Annotated in this window: 13 protein-coding genes, 1 other RNA gene and 1 pseudogene; 7 read left to right on the top strand and 8 right to left on the bottom strand. The window is 42.3% G+C overall.

All coding sequences use genetic code 11. The annotated features are described in order from the left end of the window. Window positions 1-42: 42 nt before the first annotated feature. Window positions 43-591, bottom strand: coding sequence for a 2'-5' RNA ligase family protein (locus tag RMY31_RS26785; RefSeq protein WP_322660175.1), 549 nt, complete (start codon window positions 589-591; stop codon window positions 43-45). A 173-nt stretch (window positions 592-764) separates the two neighbouring features. Here RMY31_RS26785 and RMY31_RS26790 point away from each other — a divergent pair, with 173 nt between their 5' ends. The 5 genes from RMY31_RS26790 to queF all read left to right on the top strand — a co-directional run bounded on the left by RMY31_RS26790 (window position 765) and on the right by queF (window position 2,622). Beyond that, the gene (locus RMY31_RS26790; protein ID WP_322660174.1) at window positions 765-1,031 is read left to right on the top strand and encodes a YciI family protein; all 267 of its coding nucleotides are present in this window, start codon (window positions 765-767) and stop codon (window positions 1,029-1,031) included. 35 nt (window positions 1,032-1,066) lie between these two features. Beyond that, window positions 1,067-1,163: signal recognition particle sRNA small type (gene ffs, locus RMY31_RS26795), an RNA gene on the top strand. Between the two features lie 25 nt (window positions 1,164-1,188). Beyond that, window positions 1,189-1,572 carry a phasin family protein gene (locus RMY31_RS26800; protein WP_322660172.1) on the top strand — a complete coding sequence of 128 codons (384 nt, stop codon included), beginning with the start codon at window positions 1,189-1,191 and terminating at the stop codon, window positions 1,570-1,572. 157 nt (window positions 1,573-1,729) lie between these two features. After that, window positions 1,730-2,125, top strand: coding sequence for a hypothetical protein (locus tag RMY31_RS26805; protein ID WP_322660170.1), 396 nt, complete (start codon window positions 1,730-1,732; stop codon window positions 2,123-2,125). Window positions 2,126-2,208: 83 nt separating this feature from the next. After that, a complete protein-coding gene (gene queF, locus RMY31_RS26810; RefSeq protein ID WP_322660168.1) occupies window positions 2,209-2,622 on the top strand; it encodes a preQ(1) synthase in 414 nt (137 codons plus the stop codon). Window positions 2,623-2,770: 148 nt separating this feature from the next. On the opposite strand, the gene pstS is transcribed toward queF, so the two are convergent. The 4 genes from pstS to RMY31_RS26830 all read right to left on the bottom strand — a co-directional run bounded on the left by pstS (window position 2,771) and on the right by RMY31_RS26830 (window position 6,956). After that, window positions 2,771-3,820: a phosphate ABC transporter substrate-binding protein PstS gene (pstS, locus tag RMY31_RS26815; RefSeq protein ID WP_322660166.1), complete on the bottom strand. Its 1,050-nt coding sequence runs from the start codon at window positions 3,818-3,820 to the stop codon at window positions 2,771-2,773. 68 nt (window positions 3,821-3,888) lie between these two features. After that, a complete protein-coding gene (locus tag RMY31_RS26820; protein WP_322660165.1) occupies window positions 3,889-5,292 on the bottom strand; it encodes a cytochrome c biogenesis protein in 1,404 nt (467 codons plus the stop codon). A gap of 3 nt (window positions 5,293-5,295) precedes the next feature. Further along, window positions 5,296-6,036 (bottom strand): cytochrome c biogenesis protein CcdA, encoded by a 741-nt coding sequence (locus RMY31_RS26825; protein WP_322660163.1) that lies wholly within the window; start codon window positions 6,034-6,036, stop codon window positions 5,296-5,298. A gap of 203 nt (window positions 6,037-6,239) precedes the next feature. Next, the gene (locus RMY31_RS26830) at window positions 6,240-6,956 is read right to left on the bottom strand and encodes a response regulator transcription factor (protein WP_322660162.1); all 717 of its coding nucleotides are present in this window, start codon (window positions 6,954-6,956) and stop codon (window positions 6,240-6,242) included. A gap of 634 nt (window positions 6,957-7,590) precedes the next feature. Here RMY31_RS26830 and RMY31_RS26835 point away from each other — a divergent pair. Both RMY31_RS26835 and RMY31_RS26840 read left to right on the top strand, forming a co-directional pair. Further along, window positions 7,591-10,008 carry an NACHT domain-containing NTPase gene (locus RMY31_RS26835; RefSeq protein WP_322660160.1) on the top strand — a complete coding sequence of 806 codons (2,418 nt, stop codon included), beginning with the start codon at window positions 7,591-7,593 and terminating at the stop codon, window positions 10,006-10,008. 220 nt (window positions 10,009-10,228) lie between these two features. Continuing rightward, window positions 10,229-10,675: pseudogene (locus tag RMY31_RS26840) on the top strand (rhodanese-like domain-containing protein); the annotation flags it as partial. Window positions 10,676-11,030: 355 nt separating this feature from the next. Here the strand turns inward: RMY31_RS26840 and RMY31_RS26845 are convergent. The 3 genes from RMY31_RS26845 to RMY31_RS26855 all read right to left on the bottom strand — a co-directional run bounded on the left by RMY31_RS26845 (window position 11,031) and on the right by RMY31_RS26855 (window position 15,071). Further along, window positions 11,031-11,660 (bottom strand): ribonuclease H-like domain-containing protein, encoded by a 630-nt coding sequence (locus RMY31_RS26845; RefSeq protein WP_322660158.1) that lies wholly within the window; start codon window positions 11,658-11,660, stop codon window positions 11,031-11,033. A gap of 131 nt (window positions 11,661-11,791) precedes the next feature. Beyond that, window positions 11,792-12,370, bottom strand: a complete 579-nt coding sequence (locus RMY31_RS26850) for a CAP domain-containing protein (RefSeq protein WP_322660156.1) — start codon at window positions 12,368-12,370, stop codon at window positions 11,792-11,794. 388 nt (window positions 12,371-12,758) lie between these two features. After that, window positions 12,759-15,071 (bottom strand): alpha-glucosidase, encoded by a 2,313-nt coding sequence (locus RMY31_RS26855; protein WP_322664292.1) that lies wholly within the window; start codon window positions 15,069-15,071, stop codon window positions 12,759-12,761. Window positions 15,072-15,706 lie beyond the last annotated feature (635 nt).

Consider the following 15,706-nt stretch of genomic DNA (forward strand, 5'->3'; position numbering starts at 1 on the left):
TCGCTCTTTTAGCTCTTTTAGTTTAGGGCGATCGCTCCATCATTACTCATCAGCTACAAAAGCAAACTCCGATTTAATATTCCAGCGCTTACCGTCGTGAATCAATAACGTTAACTTGTCAGCCGTAAACTCAAAATACAACTGCCGATTTTCAAACTCCGGCCAAGCAGCTTTAAAGTTCTGCCTTGTCAAATCCCGAAATGCAACTGTCATGTGAGGTGCAAAAGGACGCTTTTTACCAACTTCATCCACAATTCCTAAGTTGGCTTCCACCTGATTCATTAAGTCTGCTTGCAAGTTCAACAGTTCGGGAGTTTTCACCACATCTATATATATGACACGGGGAGGAAAGGCAGCAAACCCGCTAAGTGTCATAGGTACTGACTTTTGTTCCTTAGCAAACTCTCTCAAAGATGCTTCTAGGACTGACAAATTATTATCTACCCATTTAAAAGGCGGTTGTAGCGTAACGTGTGGCGGAGACTTTTGCGCGTGGCGACTAGCATAGTTCTCAGCAAAGTACTGCTTGATTTGGTTGGCGTACTCTTGAATGTCCTGTGGCGGTAATAAGGCAATAAAAAAAAGGCTCATTCCAAAGAGTTACGAAACAAGAGTTAAATACTACAACTATATTTACAATACACTCCTTCATAAATTATCGTTCATAACAAAGCATAAAAATCTCTCCCTTGTCCCCACGTCGCCCACTCCCCGCGTCCCCACTCTCCCGCGTCCCCCACTCCCCATTTGAGGTTGCTAGCAAAATGCCTTGGTTTGTCAAAATTGAAGAAGGTAAAGTCGATAAACCCACCTTTGACCAACACGTACCCGCCCATAAAGCTTACGTTAAAGAGTTGATTGCCAAAGGACACAAAGCACGGACAGGCTATTGGGCAGAACAAAGAGGCGGTATGCTGCTGTTTGAGGCAGCCTCAAAGGATGAGGCAGAGGCAATTGTGGCTCTCGATCCTTTGGTGCAAAATGGCTGCGTCACCTATCAAATTTATGAATGGAAAATTGTAGCCGAATAACTCACTTACGGAAATTTGATGTTATGCTGTTAATAGACCTGGATCTATGCGACTGCAACGCCTAAATCTTGTCAGAACCGGAAGGTAGCAGCAATACGGGATGCTTGTGGTAGGCGTAGTCTCCGGGTCGCCCTATTTTTAGGAGCGTTCAGCGGCAATGCCTGGTTTTGGAGATATTGTTCAAAAAGCTTTTTACCTCGGTGTAGGCTTGGCTTCTTACGCGGGTGAGAAAGCGGGAGGAAAATTAGCAGAACTGCGATCGCAAGTCCAAAAACTGGCAGATGAAATGGTGGCAAAGGGCGAAATGAACACAGAAGAAGCTCGCCGCTTCGTCGAGGACATGATGAAGCAAGCTCAACAGCAGCAAGCACCTAGCGAAACGCCTGAAAAAACACCTCCTTCTGAACCTCGTCGCATCGAAATCTTAGAGGAAGATGAAGAGCCAACAGTAAAACAAGCCTCTACTGAAAATGTAGATCAATTGCGCGATCAAGTACTAGAGTTGCAAGAAGAGTTAAAACGACTGCAAAACGATAGGTAAAAGGCAACTTTTTATCTTAGGTGTTAGCAGTAAAAAGCATTTTGGCATAGGGTTCTACACAGAAACTTTATAATATACATTGCCTAGGGTGTACTCTAGTGCTTCAGTTTAGGTAGCACTAAGCGTCCTGTTTGTAGCCAGTAAGGGCGTTAATTTTATGGAACAATGGCAAAAAGATTTGATGGAAATTGTAGAAACAGTGGCTGATGAAGTAGAGCGCTTCCTTCTGGGAATGAGTGAAATGGTAGACAGCTTTTGTGAGCTAACAGAAGAATTTACTGAACAATTACAAAATAGCATTGTTATCGAAGTTGACCAGTACATACAGGATTTTACTGAACCAATTTTAGAAGTTTATTGGGAATTAGAAGACATCGTGGCAGATGTAGATCCTGGTTTTCCCTATTCAGTTGAACCTACGCCAGAACAAAATGCTGCTTGTAGGGGTTGCAGTAACTACCACGGTCATGTGTATGGTGGTAATTTGTTAGTTTGTGCCATGCATCCTCATGGATGGGATGATGAGAATTGTCCAGACTGGGAGCAGGAGTAGATGAGGGACGCGGGGACGCGGGGACGCAAAGACGCGGAGAATAACCACTGAACTATTGCCTTCTAACAACTGATAACTGACAAATGACAACTGACAAATTACCAGAAATTACATCTCAGCCAAGCCAAGAAATTAAGTATGGCGAACGCGAGATTGCGGAAGGAGAACTAATCACATTTCCGAATCCGCGTGTGGGAAAGCGATACGATATCAACATTACTTTGCCGGAATTTACTTGTAAATGCCCGTTTTCTGGCTATCCTGACTTTGCCACAATTTATATTACCTATATTCCTAATGAGCGTGTAGTGGAATTGAAGGCGCTTAAACTTTACATTAACAGTTACCGCGATCGCTATATTTCCCACGAAGAATCTGCCAATCAAATTCTGGATGATTTTGTTGCAGCTTGTGACCCTTTAGAAATTACTGTCAAAGCAGATTTTACTCCTCGTGGTAACGTTCATACCGTTATAGAAGTGCAGCATCAGAAGTAAGCTCATTTAAAAAGTGCTGAGTTAAGAGTAGAGACGCGATTAATCGCGTCTGTACAAGAGTTAGGAGTTATCTTTCTTTTGTCACTCTAGGCAGAAGTAGTAGTTTTATTTCCCCTGACTCCCCTGCTTTCTTATCCCCAGTCTCTAGTTATTTTGCAATTTTATTTACCGCAGACTGCACTTGAACTACAACTTTTTTAGATAAGGGAAGATATCCCAGTTCCAAACTGGACTTTTGTCCCTCAGTCAAAGCCCAGTCAATAAAGTTTTTCAACGCTTGGGCTTTAACCGGGTCTTGATATTGCTCATAAGTTAAAAGCCAAGTGTAAGTAACAATAGGATAGGACTGAGCGCCCATAGGATCGGTAATAAAAGCAATCAAGTTATCAGGGGGCAATTGAACCGCTTCCAAGGTTCTGGCTGCTGATTCTGGTGTTGGTATGATGTACTTACCAGATTTATTTTCTAAAGCAGCCACAGATAGTTTATTGCGTGTAGCGTAGACATATTCTACATAGCCAATAGCTCCTGGAATTTGTTGAAGCTGGGCGGTAACGCCTTCGTTGCCCTTGGCACCAATTCCCACGGGCCATGCTACAGCTTTCCCCGCTCCAACTTTGCTTTTCCATTCCGGACTGATAGCACTGAGGTGTTGTGTCATAACGCTTGTGGTGCCACTACCATCAGTTCGATGTACGACCACAATCGGTAAATTAGGCAAGTTTAACCCCGGATTAGCTACAGCTATTTTAGGATTATTCCAGTTCGTAATTTTTCCTAAGAAAATATCTTTGTAGACTTGGCGTGTTAGCCTCAGACCATTTGGCACATCAAGGTTGTAAGCCAGCACTATGGAACCAGCAGTTATGGGCAAAGCGATCGCTCCCCGTTTGATTTGAGCTGCTTGTTGTTTTGTAATTGCTACATCACTGGCTGCAAAGTCTACAGTACCGTTGATGAAATGTTGCACTCCAGCGCCACTGCCTATCGATTGATAGTTAATTTCCACATTAGGATTTTTCCGGTTGTAATCTAAAAGCCAGCGCTGGTATAAAGGCGCAGGAAAACTTGCCCCAGCACCAACTAGAGAAATATGTTCGCGGTTTTTATTACCGATAGTGCAGGAAGCAACACTCAGCGAGAGAACGATTACGGGTAGAAGGTAAGCTTGGTGCTTAGATGAAAGTTGAACAGACATATTAACTAGAAAGCAGAGGGGTAGGGAGAGATGAGGAGGCAGTGCGTTGTGGTGAGGCAGTCCTTCTCCTAACTCCTAACCCCTAACTCAGCATTCAGCACTGCGTCACCCTCTGGCTGAAAAGTCAGTTGCTCCAAAATCTCCAAAACTTCCCGTTCAAAAGCAACCTGGGCACGATTGGTTTTGCCACCGACATAGAATTTATCGCCTTTTTGCAATGCCCAAATTTGTGAATGGGAAAAGTAACTCATCACCGTACCCAGCATCAGCACGGCAAATCCTGAGTAAACCAAAGGTATACCTGGGTCGGATTTAATTTGTAAGCCAGTACTACCAATAACATCTATAATTTTCAGCGTCACGCCATTCACTTGGGTAGACATTCCCTTACGCACAGTGTCAACCAGCTTGCCCGTGGAATCGTAAATTAACACCATGCCTTGCAAGTCTTTGGCTATCAGGGAGACACCTGCACTCAAATCCGGTTTAGTGGGAATCCAACTTCCCCAGATACGTCCTCTACCTTTGGTATCCAATGATGCCATTGGTAGTTGGAAAACGGGGCTGTTGTTGAATTGAATGCGAACAGCAGCGATTCCCCAATCAGTTTGATAGAAAGTTACGCCCCGATAACGCAAGGGCTGGTTAACAAAAATCTTTTTGTGGTCTACTTCCTGTCCTTGATTATTCAAGACAGACATATCTGAATAAAATTGGTCAATTCCACCAGTTGGAGTATAGTCAATCCAAAAACGATTGACTTTTACAGACCAATCTTTCAAATGTTGAGCATTTGCCCAAGGCCCAGCATCTATAATATTTTTCACCTGAAATGTATCGCCACTAGTAATCATTTCTTGGGCAACAAATCCAGTCATCGCTCCCCATATTCCCCCCAGTAGAATAGCGACGATGCCCACATGAACTACGATTGGTCCGATGCGTCCGACTATTCCTTTACGGGCGTAGAGAATACCGTCTTTTTCTTGAAAAACTTTATAACGGCGCTTCTGTAATATTTCTTTTAAGGAATTTATAGAACCAGTCTCTAGTTCTGCACTCAAAGCTAATTTTTGAAATTGCCTGGGTTCTTCATAATATTTCCAGCGACGGGCAGCTTTTAGGGCTGGTAACTGACGAGTGAAGGTACAAGCGCTCAGGCTAGTACCAAATAAGATGAGTAACGCCAAAAACCACCAAGTACGGTATACATGGTCTAACCCAACTACCTGAATTACTTTCCAAGTTAGGAAACCAAATAAGGCGGGATGTTCTGGGTAATTTGCTTGGTAAAATGCTGGTGATTGACCTTGCTCAATTACAGTACCACTGACGCTGAAAAGAGCGATTAATAGTAGTAGTGCGATCGCTAATCGTAAGTTTGTCAGTACAGGCAAAAACTCCCGCCGCAAGAATCGTCCAGGTACTGACGACCAACTTGATTCTGTAGACGCTGAATTTTCTGTTGTCATTGATTAAAAGCTTCCCAAAGGAATCCGCGAAACTAAGGAAAATACACCGAATCCTACCAACAGTGCCCCGCTAACTGGGTTAATCCAACCAGACCAGCGACGCAACTCTAGCAGTTTTTTAATTCCAGCAGTAAAAGTACCTGCCAAAATTAATGGTGCGACATATCCTGCTGTATACGACAGTAGCAAAACAGCGCCTAAAATTAAGTCTTGTGTATTGGCAACCCAACCTAGTAAGCTGGCTAAAACAGGCGTGCTACAAGGGGATGCAACTAAACCAAAAGTTAGCCCAATTGCATAGGAACGCACTGCTTTTGGTAAATCTTGTGAAATCCAATTCGTTTCGCCTAGGGATGGAAATTGCAAGGGCAACGCTTCTAGTAAGTTCAGCCCCATGAGAATAGCGATGATGCTGACGATAATCGGCAAACCAATTCCCACCTGACCGTAGACTTTTCCCACAAAAGCTGCCGTAATGCCTAATCCTGCTAGTGTAGTTGCTAATCCTAAAGCAAACCATGTTGATTGAGCTGCTGCTTCTAGGCGGGTTTTTGCTTCATAACCACCGATGTAGCCAATAGTAATTGGGAGCATGGAAAGCATACATGGTGTCAAGCTAGTAAGTAAGCCAGCTGTAAAAATTATGCCAATACTAAGCAAGCTCAGGTGCGTCAGTTGGTAAGAAACCAGGGTATTGGCAAATTGTTCTAATTGATAAAGTCGGGTTTGCAGGTTCTCAAGCATGAGGAATTTATGAGCGGGAATGCTTACTCTGCTTGCATTTTAGCGTATTTTATTATATCTACGCTCTTGAATTTCCTCCCAAGCTTACCCCGCCAACGCCGCACTATTGCGGGAAAGTTAAGCTAAGATTTGAGCGATCGCTTTTATAAGTAACTTTCGCATCTAAGTAAATACTTTTATCAAGTAATCCTGATGTCAAAGGTTTAAACTGTAGTTGATTCCGGCAATTCAAACTTGTAACCGTAGCCTCGAACAGTTTTAATAAACTCAGGTACGCTAGTATCAGCTTCCATCTTTTTGCGAAGCTGACCGATATGCACATCAACTACTCGTCCATCTCCCACATAGTCGCAACCCCAGATTTTTTGGATGAGCTGGGGACGACTCCATGCCTGACCTGGATGACTCGCCAGAAAATGTAAAATATTGAATTCCAAAGCTGTTAAAGTGAGAGGCTTATCATTAAGTGTCACCTCTCGACCATCTGGGTTAATTGCTAGCTGTTTGAAAACGAGGCGCTGTGTAGGAGAAGGGTTAATGCTGCGTATGCGTCTTAAAAGGGCTTGTACTCTGACTTCAACTTCTGCTAGGCTAAACGGCTTAGTCATGAAATCATCGGCACCTGCCGCCAGAATGCTAATTTTATCAGTTTCGGCAGTCCGCCCACTCAATATCATTACCAAGACATTAGTACGACTCTGCATTTCCTGACAAAGCTGATAACCACTGGTGTCTGGCAAATTCCAATCCAAAATTACTAAAGCAGGATTGAAGCGATCGAACAACGATAGTGCTGTTTTACCATCTGCGGCAGACTCTATTTGATATTTTCGACCTAAATAGCGATAAATCAAATTGCGAACGCCAAAATCGTCATCAACAACCAGAATTTTGGCACTTGTAGCGGGAACCATCACCATAACCTTCTAGCCTATTGTTTATCCGGCAATTTACTGTCCGTATAGCTACTCTACGTTAGCCTAGCCTTCAGCGTAGGTGTTGCCAAAGGCTTCCACTTTACAGTCCGGCTAATGAGAAAGCTGTACTAGAGGAATCTATAGCTGCATATACTTCTTGGGAATTGGGAATGTTGATTCCTGTCTACCTCGGTTGAGTACGTAGACTTGAAGCAGCTTTTCTCCAGACATTGCCACTGTAGTACTTAGCTACATTTAAATTTTCTATGAAATTTATAAAAAATTCAGCTATTATAATGCATACCATATGTATAACTTTCGTATAACTTTGGTATGTTTTTAGTATTTAATGGTATAATTGTAAATCTTTGAACTTAAGAAAAGTTTAACTTTATAGGTGTATCCCCTTAACAACAAATAGCCTGCGCTGAGCTCTACCCAGTTGAGGCTAACAAACTTAAAACAACTGTGTCATAACAAACGCACAGAACGCCCTAATTATAACTCCTGCACAATACCTTACTCGAAATCTACTCGACGGAGAAGCCTCTTTTGGGAGGCTAAGAGTATTCGTCTAGAGTGTATTCACCTATGTATATAAAGATATTGTATGAAATTTTAGAATTTCAACTGAGGTATGACGAGTCAAGGACTGAGAGCATCACCAGAAGGCATCAAAGCAGCAAAAACAGCTTTAACTGACAAAACCCTAAGTCAATATAAGTTAGCAGCAGCTTTAGGTATCACACGCCAACCAGTGTCTAAGTTTTTTGCGGGTGAGTCAGTATCCCGCAGTTGTTTTGTGCAAATTTGCCAACAATTAGGGTTATCCTGGCAAAAAGTTGCTGGCTTACCTGAAGATATGGTATCTGAGGCAACTAATAAAGTACAGCCTAATGGTGTTGACTTTGATACATTGGTGCGAAAAATTCGCCAACAGCGCCAAGACAAAATCCCAGATCAATGCGGCACTTTGCAAATGTTAGACATTGCTCAGGCAATTTCTGTACTTGATATTTACACCAATGTCAACGTCTTAGAGGAATTAACGTGTCAGCAATGGCTAGAAATTTCCGACCTAATGCAAGACTTAAACCATGAGTCTAACTTTAAACAACTTGCAGAAGACAGCCATCAGAGAAAGTTACCAGGATTAGAAGCTGTATCGCGTTACTCGAAGCTGATGGTGCTGGGTAAGCCAGGATCGGGTAAGACTACATTTTTACAATATTTGGCGATCGCTTGTAACAAAGGTGATTTTCAGCCGCAGCACATAGCAATTTTCGTCAGATTGAAAGAATTTGCTGAAGATGCCAAAGAAAATAATCAATTTAATTTATTGAAATATATCAGCCAAGAGTTTCTCAGTTGTGGTGTTGAAGAAGAATCGACTGCAACTATACTGACTGAGGGCAAAGCGTTAATTTTACTAGATGGGTTAGATGAAGTGCCATCAGACAATGCAGAACGAGTTACCAGAGAAATACGCAGATTCACCCAAGTTTACTACAAAAATCAGTTTGTTATTAGTTCTCGAATTGCTGCTCAACAGTACAGATTTCAAGGATTTACTGAAGTTGAAGTTGCAGATTTTAACTACGAACAAGTCGAAGCTTTTGTAAAAAAATGGTTTGTTGCAGTTGCTCATAAATCCAGAGAAGATGGAGAAGCCACAGGAAATTTATTTATTCATCAGCTAAATCTTCCAGAAAATCAGCAAATCAGAGAATTAGCTACCACACCAATCTTGCTACATCTAATTTGCTTAGTATTCCACGGAAAAGCTGAATTTCCATCTAATTTAACCAAGCTATACGAGCAAATACTAAATATTTTGCTGGTAAGATGGGACGAAAGAAAAGGTGTAAAACGACAGACATTTCCCTGTCATTTGACTGTACATAGCAAAAAAAAGCTACTCTCTCAAATTGCTGCTATCACTTTTGAGCAAGGGAATTACTTTTTTACGCAAGAAAAAATTCAGCAACTAATTACTAACTATATAGGCACATTACTTAATCTAAGTATAGATTCAATTCAATTCCAAGAAGTTAGTGAAGTAGCACTACAACTAATTGAGGTGCAAGAGGGTTTATTGGTAGAACGGGCACGAGGAATTTACTCTTTCTCCCATCTGGCATTGCATGAGTATTTTGTTGCTAAAAATATAGTTGAATCCCAAGACCAAGGTTGTAAAAGTTTAGTCACTCATATAACAGAAGCACACTGGCACAATATATTTTTGCTGACCGTTAGTATGTTACCTAATGCGAATGAAATCCTAGGTTTAATGAAACGCAAGATTGACTTGCTAGTAGCTAAGGATAATAAAATACAGGATTTTTTAATTTGGTTACGTCATAAATCGATTTCAGTCTCTACCAGCTACAAAGCAGCGGCTGTTCGTGCTTTTTACTTAGTTTGCGTTAGGCGTACTCCTGCGGAATATTTATTCGCCCATGTCGTTCGCACAGCATCTTTAACAACAGAAGATGAGGATAGTTTTTACCGTCAACATCATGCCTTTGTTCATACTCCTAGCTATGAGCTTGAGTATGCCCTTGTTGGCAACATCGCTTTTAACTCTGACCTTGCTCTTGACGAGTTCCTAACTAGTACTCTTACATGTGCTGGTGAGCTTGATTTTGCTGTCGATCTGACGCTCAATGATGCTCTTGTTTTAGACCATGCTCATGCCCTAAGTATTGCTTTTGATGAGGCTCTAAACCTTGTTTTGGAACCTGAATTCAAAAAAGATATGCAAAAACTTAAAAAACAATTACCCCCTATAGAAAGCTATCCTAAGCAATTTCGCTGCTGGTGGCAAGCCAACGGTAAAGTTTGGGGTGAGAAATTGCGATCTTTGTTAATTAAACATCGGAATATTGGTCATGATTGGCAGTTCAATCAACAGCAAATAGAGTTGCTCCAACAATATTATGAAGCCAACAAATTATTAGTAGATTGTCTCAATAGGGCTGCAAATGTAACTCCCTTGGCACGGCAGGAGATTGAGGAAGCATTGTTATTGGCGATCGCTGATATTCAAAACTAAAAAATCAAACATTTTTTCAGAGCAAAATTGTAATTTTAAAATATATATAAATAGAGTGATAAAAGTATGTTTTTTGGGTTATTGCTTAAGTGGCATAAAATCTGATAATGAAGCAATCTATCATAAGAGATACTTTAAAAGTATTCATCCCATAGAAAGATAAATATAAATAGTAGAGTCCGTTAAATTGCTAATAATGCAATTCAATTTAGGAAGAGTTATGAATAGCAATAACCTCGGCGGGATCATTCCTCAACAGCCCCCAATAGAAGCACAATCTGATGCTCATGTGCTTAAATCTCGTTTGGAATGGGGCGAACCAGCTTTTACAATACTTGATGTGCGCGATCGCGAAACCTATAACGACGGTCATATCATGGGAGCGATGCCAATGCCAACAGATGACTTGGTAGACAGAGCCTCATCAACTATAGATAAAAGCCGTGACATTTACGTTTATGGGGCAACTGAAGAACAAACATCTCAAGCTGCACAATCGCTCCGTTCCGCTGGGTTTGTGCATGTATCAGAACTCAAAGGCGGTCTAGCTGCATGGAAGGCAATTGGCGGGCCAACAGAAGGGATTGTTGAATCTAGAACTCCCGCAGGCGCGGATGACTACAATGTAGTCGATCGAGTTAAAGATCACTTAGGAAATCAGCCAAAGCCTGGTACTTCTATCAAAAAGGACATTGCTGAAGCCAAAAATCGTGCAGGCGAAGCAGCTTCTGAAGCCAAAAATCGTGCAGGTGAAGCAGTTTCTGAAGCCAAAGAAAACCTGGAAAAAGCAGGTGATAATTTGAAAGAGGGTGTTAAAGACTTTAATGAAAATCGACAATAATATTTAGTGATTGTCACTAGTCAGCAGTCAATAACAATTAACAACTGACCCTACCCTGCGGGAACGCCTAACGGCGAACGGGTGACGCTCAAAGACTCGCTAACGCTGCGCTAACGTCAGTTGTTCATGGGGAAAACCCCCAAGACCACGCTGACTCACAACTAACAAGTGACAAATACCCTCAATGTTCAAATAAATCCTTGAATTGCAATATATCTAAGGAAACTATCGTTGGTAGAACTTGAAAGCACTCTTGAGCAAGTTCCCAACGATCTTCACGTTTGAGCATTTTTATAAGCTTCTGGCGCACGCTCAGTAAGTAGCGTACATCATTGGCGGCGTAGCTTAGTTGTGCTTCAGTTAAATTAGCAGCGTTTCCCCAATCAGAACTTTGAGCGCTTTTATCTAGTTCTACTTGTTCGAGTTCTTGCACTACATCTTTGAGTCCGTGGCGATTGGTGTAAGTCCGGGCTAATTTACTAGCAATCTTGGTGCAAAAAATTGGCTGAACTCTAATCCCTAGGTTGTAGCGTAAAGTAGCAACGTCAAAACGAGCAAAATGAAATACCTTAAGGACATTCGCTGCTTCTAGCAGTTTTTTGAGGTTTGGGGCATCTTTTTGACCTTTAGCTATGCGAATCGCTGTTACTTTACCCTCTGGGTTGCATAGCTGGACGAGACACAAGCGATCGCGTTGGGGTAACAATCCCATTGTTTCAGTATCGACAGCGATCGCTTCAGATTTTAAATAATCACAGAGGGCAGCATCACTAAGGTCGCGATCGCCAACCTGAAAATCTTGTAATGTCATGAATCACTTAAAAATAAATGTAGTGTCTTATGAGCAGAAGCCAGAAGTCAGAATAAATATTTTTCTGTTGTCTGTTGGCTGCTGACTTCTGAATTCTATTTGTTAAACACTACATTATTATTGTGCAAATTTTAATTTTTAATTCGTGCAGTGGTACTACCAGTAGTACCACTGTGGAGAAAAATTTGCGTCAGATATACTTCTCCTTGCTTATTGGCGGCAACACCAATCCCAGTCAGGTTGTAATTGCCTTTAATATTCTTCAGATGTCCGGGACTATCAAGCCAACCAGTAACTGCTTCGCTAGCAGGATTGCTATATCCCTGATTAAAAGCGACATTTTCTGCTGCACTGTTGAAGCGCAGGGGAATAGCTGTAACTCGCCGTTCAAACCCTTGATGACTAAATGGGACTTTACCCCTAGCCATGTTTTGACTATGAATCCTTGCCTGCCGAGAAATAGTTGGATTTAGTTTTAACTTAGGCAGTTTTTTAGCAGCCCGATACCGATTAATTTGGTCAAAAACTGATTTCTCCAACGCAGTAGTTTCAAAAGTAATCGATGTAGCAATCTGACTTGAAGAAATTGACAACGGTTGATTGTCAGTGGTTTGTTTTGTAGAACTGTGACCCGGTATTGGACTAGTCATTAATCCACTAGCAAGGACAAGCATACTTAAAGCTATGCCAAAAGCAGGTTGTCGGGACATGGAGAATTACGCGATGTATATACTTAATTAGACCTATACTCTACCTTCTAGTTCTTAGAATATATAACAGGATACTATTGAAGATTTATAAATTTATGTCATTTTGGCACATCTTTTGTCAGTTATGAGCCAGTACGGTGAGTCCAGCACTGCGGAGAGAAGTTGCCATAGCGTAGCGAAGCGCGAGTCTTCTCCCAAGGGGAGCCACTCTGACAGGTGTAGGTTTTTTACGTTTTGTTCCTAAAACCCTGGTTTTAGGGTGTAAGGGTGTGGGGGTGTAAGGGTGTAGGGGTAGAAGAAATGATGATTAGAGCGTTAGTTTTATAGTCATTACTCATTGCTTGATTAAAAACCTACACTTGTGAGGCTCCCCCTGCCCCTCCGCCTCCTACGGCGCATTGAGTAGATTTTTTGCCTTCAGAGTCTTCACAACTGATTCAGCTGCTTTAGACCCTTGGCGATAAAAGACAGCAGGTTGTCCGAGGGGAGCGGCTACGTTTTGTCGTATACCTATTGTCATGCTGTAGGTCTTACCACTCCACAAGTGAACCCACTCGCCAGCCGGAAAATATACGTTTACGCTCTTTTTACCCAGCTTCAGTACTGGTGCTATTAAGAACTCACTACCTAAGAGAAACTGTTCTTCAAGTTTGTAAACATTCGGATCGTCAGGGTAATGCAGAATCAGATGCCGAAGCATAGGATATCCTTTCCCTGAGGCTTCTGCCATCAACTGCTGGCGATATCCAGCCAGTGCTGCATAGACTTTCGCCCAGTGACTGAAAGTTGTGAGGGTATCTTTATCTGTATAAAATTGAACGTTCTTATCTGGCTGATTGCCTTCATGGGTGCGGAATACGGGCGTGAAAGCATTCAGTTCCATCCAGCGATAGAGTAGTTCCCGCGATCGCCTAAACCCGACACCGATGGCTTCCAGAATCGGGTTAGCAATACTTGTATAGCCACCAATATCACTGTGGTTGATACTTAACCCAGAGAAGCCACCACTGATTGCACCTTTGACAGCACTGGCTATGCCATCATTCATACCCCAAGTAGTGTTCTGATCTCCTAACCACATACATGTGCTTTGAGATGGAGTTTTCAAAAATCCGGCTCGATTGAAGAACCAAGCATCTCCTTCCCTACCTGCTTCTTGAATCGCTTCTCGGTTCAGTGTTACCCAATCAACCGGATATTGGTTGTGATAAAGTAGCCCAGATTCATCGCTAGCATAAATTCCTTCAAACGGTGCTGCTTCTGCAAAGTCAGCCATCCAAAATTTAGCGCCTTTGCCTAGCACTTCCTCCTTGAGGACATTTTTAAACCATTTGCAAGCATCTGGATTAGTCAGATCGAGCAAAGCTGCGGAGAAATCGGTACTTTCGATCAGGTATGGTTCGGCTTGATTTTTCTTGACCACAAAGCCTTTTTGTAAGGCTTCTGTGTAGAGATTACGCTGTTGTGAGTTGGATTTGTGCGGGCGATCGACTAGAAAAGGGTTGACATATACTCCAACTGCAATTTCTGCCTCTGCCAAGTCACTTACCAACTGCTGCCAACCTGGATAGGTGCTTTCGTCGAGTTGCCAGTTCCACCACAACTGTTTTCCCGCGATTGTGCGGCGTTGACCGACCCAATCTTGCAGCCAAAATGCCGCAATGGGGGTGTCGAGTTCGCGCAACTGCGACCAGACTTGCCGGACTAACTGCGTACCTCCTTGCATACCCACCACTGCCCCATCATTTAACCAATCGGGAAGCGGTGACATCCTTCCCACATAGTTGGTGTAAAGTTCAATAATATCTAGGGGTGTCTCGCCGCAAAGCATTCGCCCTTGCATACAACTAGATGAAACCCGGATAGTTGCAATCTGCGGATCGCGCAAGTTGAAAATTGAGGGTTCAGTGTTATTCAGAAATATCGATCGCCCCTTGTTGGTTACAAAGTAGGGGATAGGTGCATAACTCGAAAATCTATTACCAGCGACACCTAGGAGATTCAGAGTTTTCGGACCGCGATCGCCACGACCAATTCCCCCCTCCTCGCAAACGATTGGTATCCACTGTCCTTTGCAGTCGATTTGAGAAAATTGCTCTCCAAAACCGTAAAAGTGTTCGTCTGGGGAGGTTATGAATTGCAACTGTGTCTCATTCACATTCCCATTGCCAATTTGCAGTTGAAAATCAAGTTCCTTTGGCCCAACAGTTCGCAATGTTAAGACATATTGGGGTTGCTCGCTAGTATTTTGGCGATTTTGGAGACGACCATAAATTATCAAGGTATCGTCTTCTTGCTTAATCCCGTCAACAATTTGATCGCTAAACTCTGCTTGTTTTTGTTCGTCAATTTCTATAGAACCTCGTTCTTCAGTGATAGTTAGGCTCACATCACCCCCACTGACAAAGCTATGACCGGGGGATGTCTGCCATATTACTTTTGCTTGGTTACTTTGATGGATAATCCTTAAACAGGGCTGTTTTGTATTGCTACCTTGCCAATCAATCGTAAATTCTCCCAATTGAAAGCTTTGACTGGGTACAGAAGTCGAAATATTACCAGGCGAAATCAATTTCCAACGGCTCAGCTTTTTCAGCGGTTCAGTTAGGAGTCTCAACAGCCGCTTCAGCGCCCAACCGTTACAAGCAATAGTGTATTGCGGATACGTAACTGGGTACAAAGATTGCCAAGAAGCTTTCATCAGTTCTGTAAATTACAACTAATTTGTATTTAATATAACCACCAAGCACATCTAATCTATGTGCATTTAATAGTCTGATACAAATCTAAAATCGCCTAACTCCTCGAAAAATCGCCCCAGAATTGACTAGCATTTTTAATATGACACTTCCGAGTGCGGCATGTGGGATATAGCTATTCAGTAGCAAAAGTTTCAGACTTGGCATGATGGCAGACTTGTTATATCAAGTCCGGCTAATTAGTATAATTCCCGAATCTATGCAGAAGAGCCACAAAAACCCTTCCCCTCTGCCCCTCTGTAGTCTTAATGATAAGTGTTTAACCGGACACGATATTACTTCTGTTTCCAAATAACAGCACAGATAGTATTTCCTATAGATTGGGCAATCTTAAGGTAGGCGCACTGTCCCCATCCTCAAAACTTCCTTCATGAGTTGCGATTGTGCAGATTCCCGAACAAACTTGTTTTCTGCCTCATAGGGTTGGGAATGCTGTATGTCAGTCTCTTTAGTATTCAGTCCAAATAGATTGAATCTTATAGTTTTGACCAGACTCAAAACACAACAATCTACCAGTATGGCGGTCTGTTAACACACAAACAGAAATACTATCCCTTCTCAGACATTAATCGGATTG

Origin of the sequence: Dendronalium sp. ChiSLP03b (assembly GCF_034531165.2) — a bacterium.
Classification (GTDB): Bacteria; Cyanobacteriota; Cyanobacteriia; order Cyanobacteriales; family Nostocaceae; genus Dendronalium; species Dendronalium minutum.

Excerpts from the sequence above, each read along its gene's own strand:
- queF (WP_322660168.1), top strand. The coding sequence starts at position 2,209 with ATGACAACTGACAAATTACCAGAAATTACATCTCAGCCAAGCCAAGAA.
- RMY31_RS26825 (WP_322660163.1), bottom strand. The coding sequence starts at position 6,036 with ATGCTTGAGAACCTGCAAACCCGACTTTATCAATTAGAACAATTTGCC.
- pstS (WP_322660166.1), bottom strand. The coding sequence starts at position 3,820 with ATGTCTGTTCAACTTTCATCTAAGCACCAAGCTTACCTTCTACCCGTA.
- RMY31_RS26830 (WP_322660162.1), bottom strand. The coding sequence starts at position 6,956 with ATGGTGATGGTTCCCGCTACAAGTGCCAAAATTCTGGTTGTTGATGAC.
- RMY31_RS26855 (WP_322664292.1), bottom strand. The coding sequence starts at position 15,071 with ATGAAAGCTTCTTGGCAATCTTTGTACCCAGTTACGTATCCGCAATAC.
- RMY31_RS26790 (WP_322660174.1), top strand. The coding sequence starts at position 765 with ATGCCTTGGTTTGTCAAAATTGAAGAAGGTAAAGTCGATAAACCCACC.
- RMY31_RS26845 (WP_322660158.1), bottom strand. The coding sequence starts at position 11,660 with ATGACATTACAAGATTTTCAGGTTGGCGATCGCGACCTTAGTGATGCT.
- RMY31_RS26785 (WP_322660175.1), bottom strand. The coding sequence starts at position 591 with ATGAGCCTTTTTTTTATTGCCTTATTACCGCCACAGGACATTCAAGAG.
- RMY31_RS26805 (WP_322660170.1), top strand. The coding sequence starts at position 1,730 with ATGGAACAATGGCAAAAAGATTTGATGGAAATTGTAGAAACAGTGGCT.
- RMY31_RS26800 (WP_322660172.1), top strand. The coding sequence starts at position 1,189 with ATGCCTGGTTTTGGAGATATTGTTCAAAAAGCTTTTTACCTCGGTGTA.
- RMY31_RS26820 (WP_322660165.1), bottom strand. The coding sequence starts at position 5,292 with ATGACAACAGAAAATTCAGCGTCTACAGAATCAAGTTGGTCGTCAGTA.
- RMY31_RS26850 (WP_322660156.1), bottom strand. The coding sequence starts at position 12,370 with ATGTCCCGACAACCTGCTTTTGGCATAGCTTTAAGTATGCTTGTCCTT.
- RMY31_RS26835 (WP_322660160.1), top strand. The coding sequence starts at position 7,591 with ATGACGAGTCAAGGACTGAGAGCATCACCAGAAGGCATCAAAGCAGCA.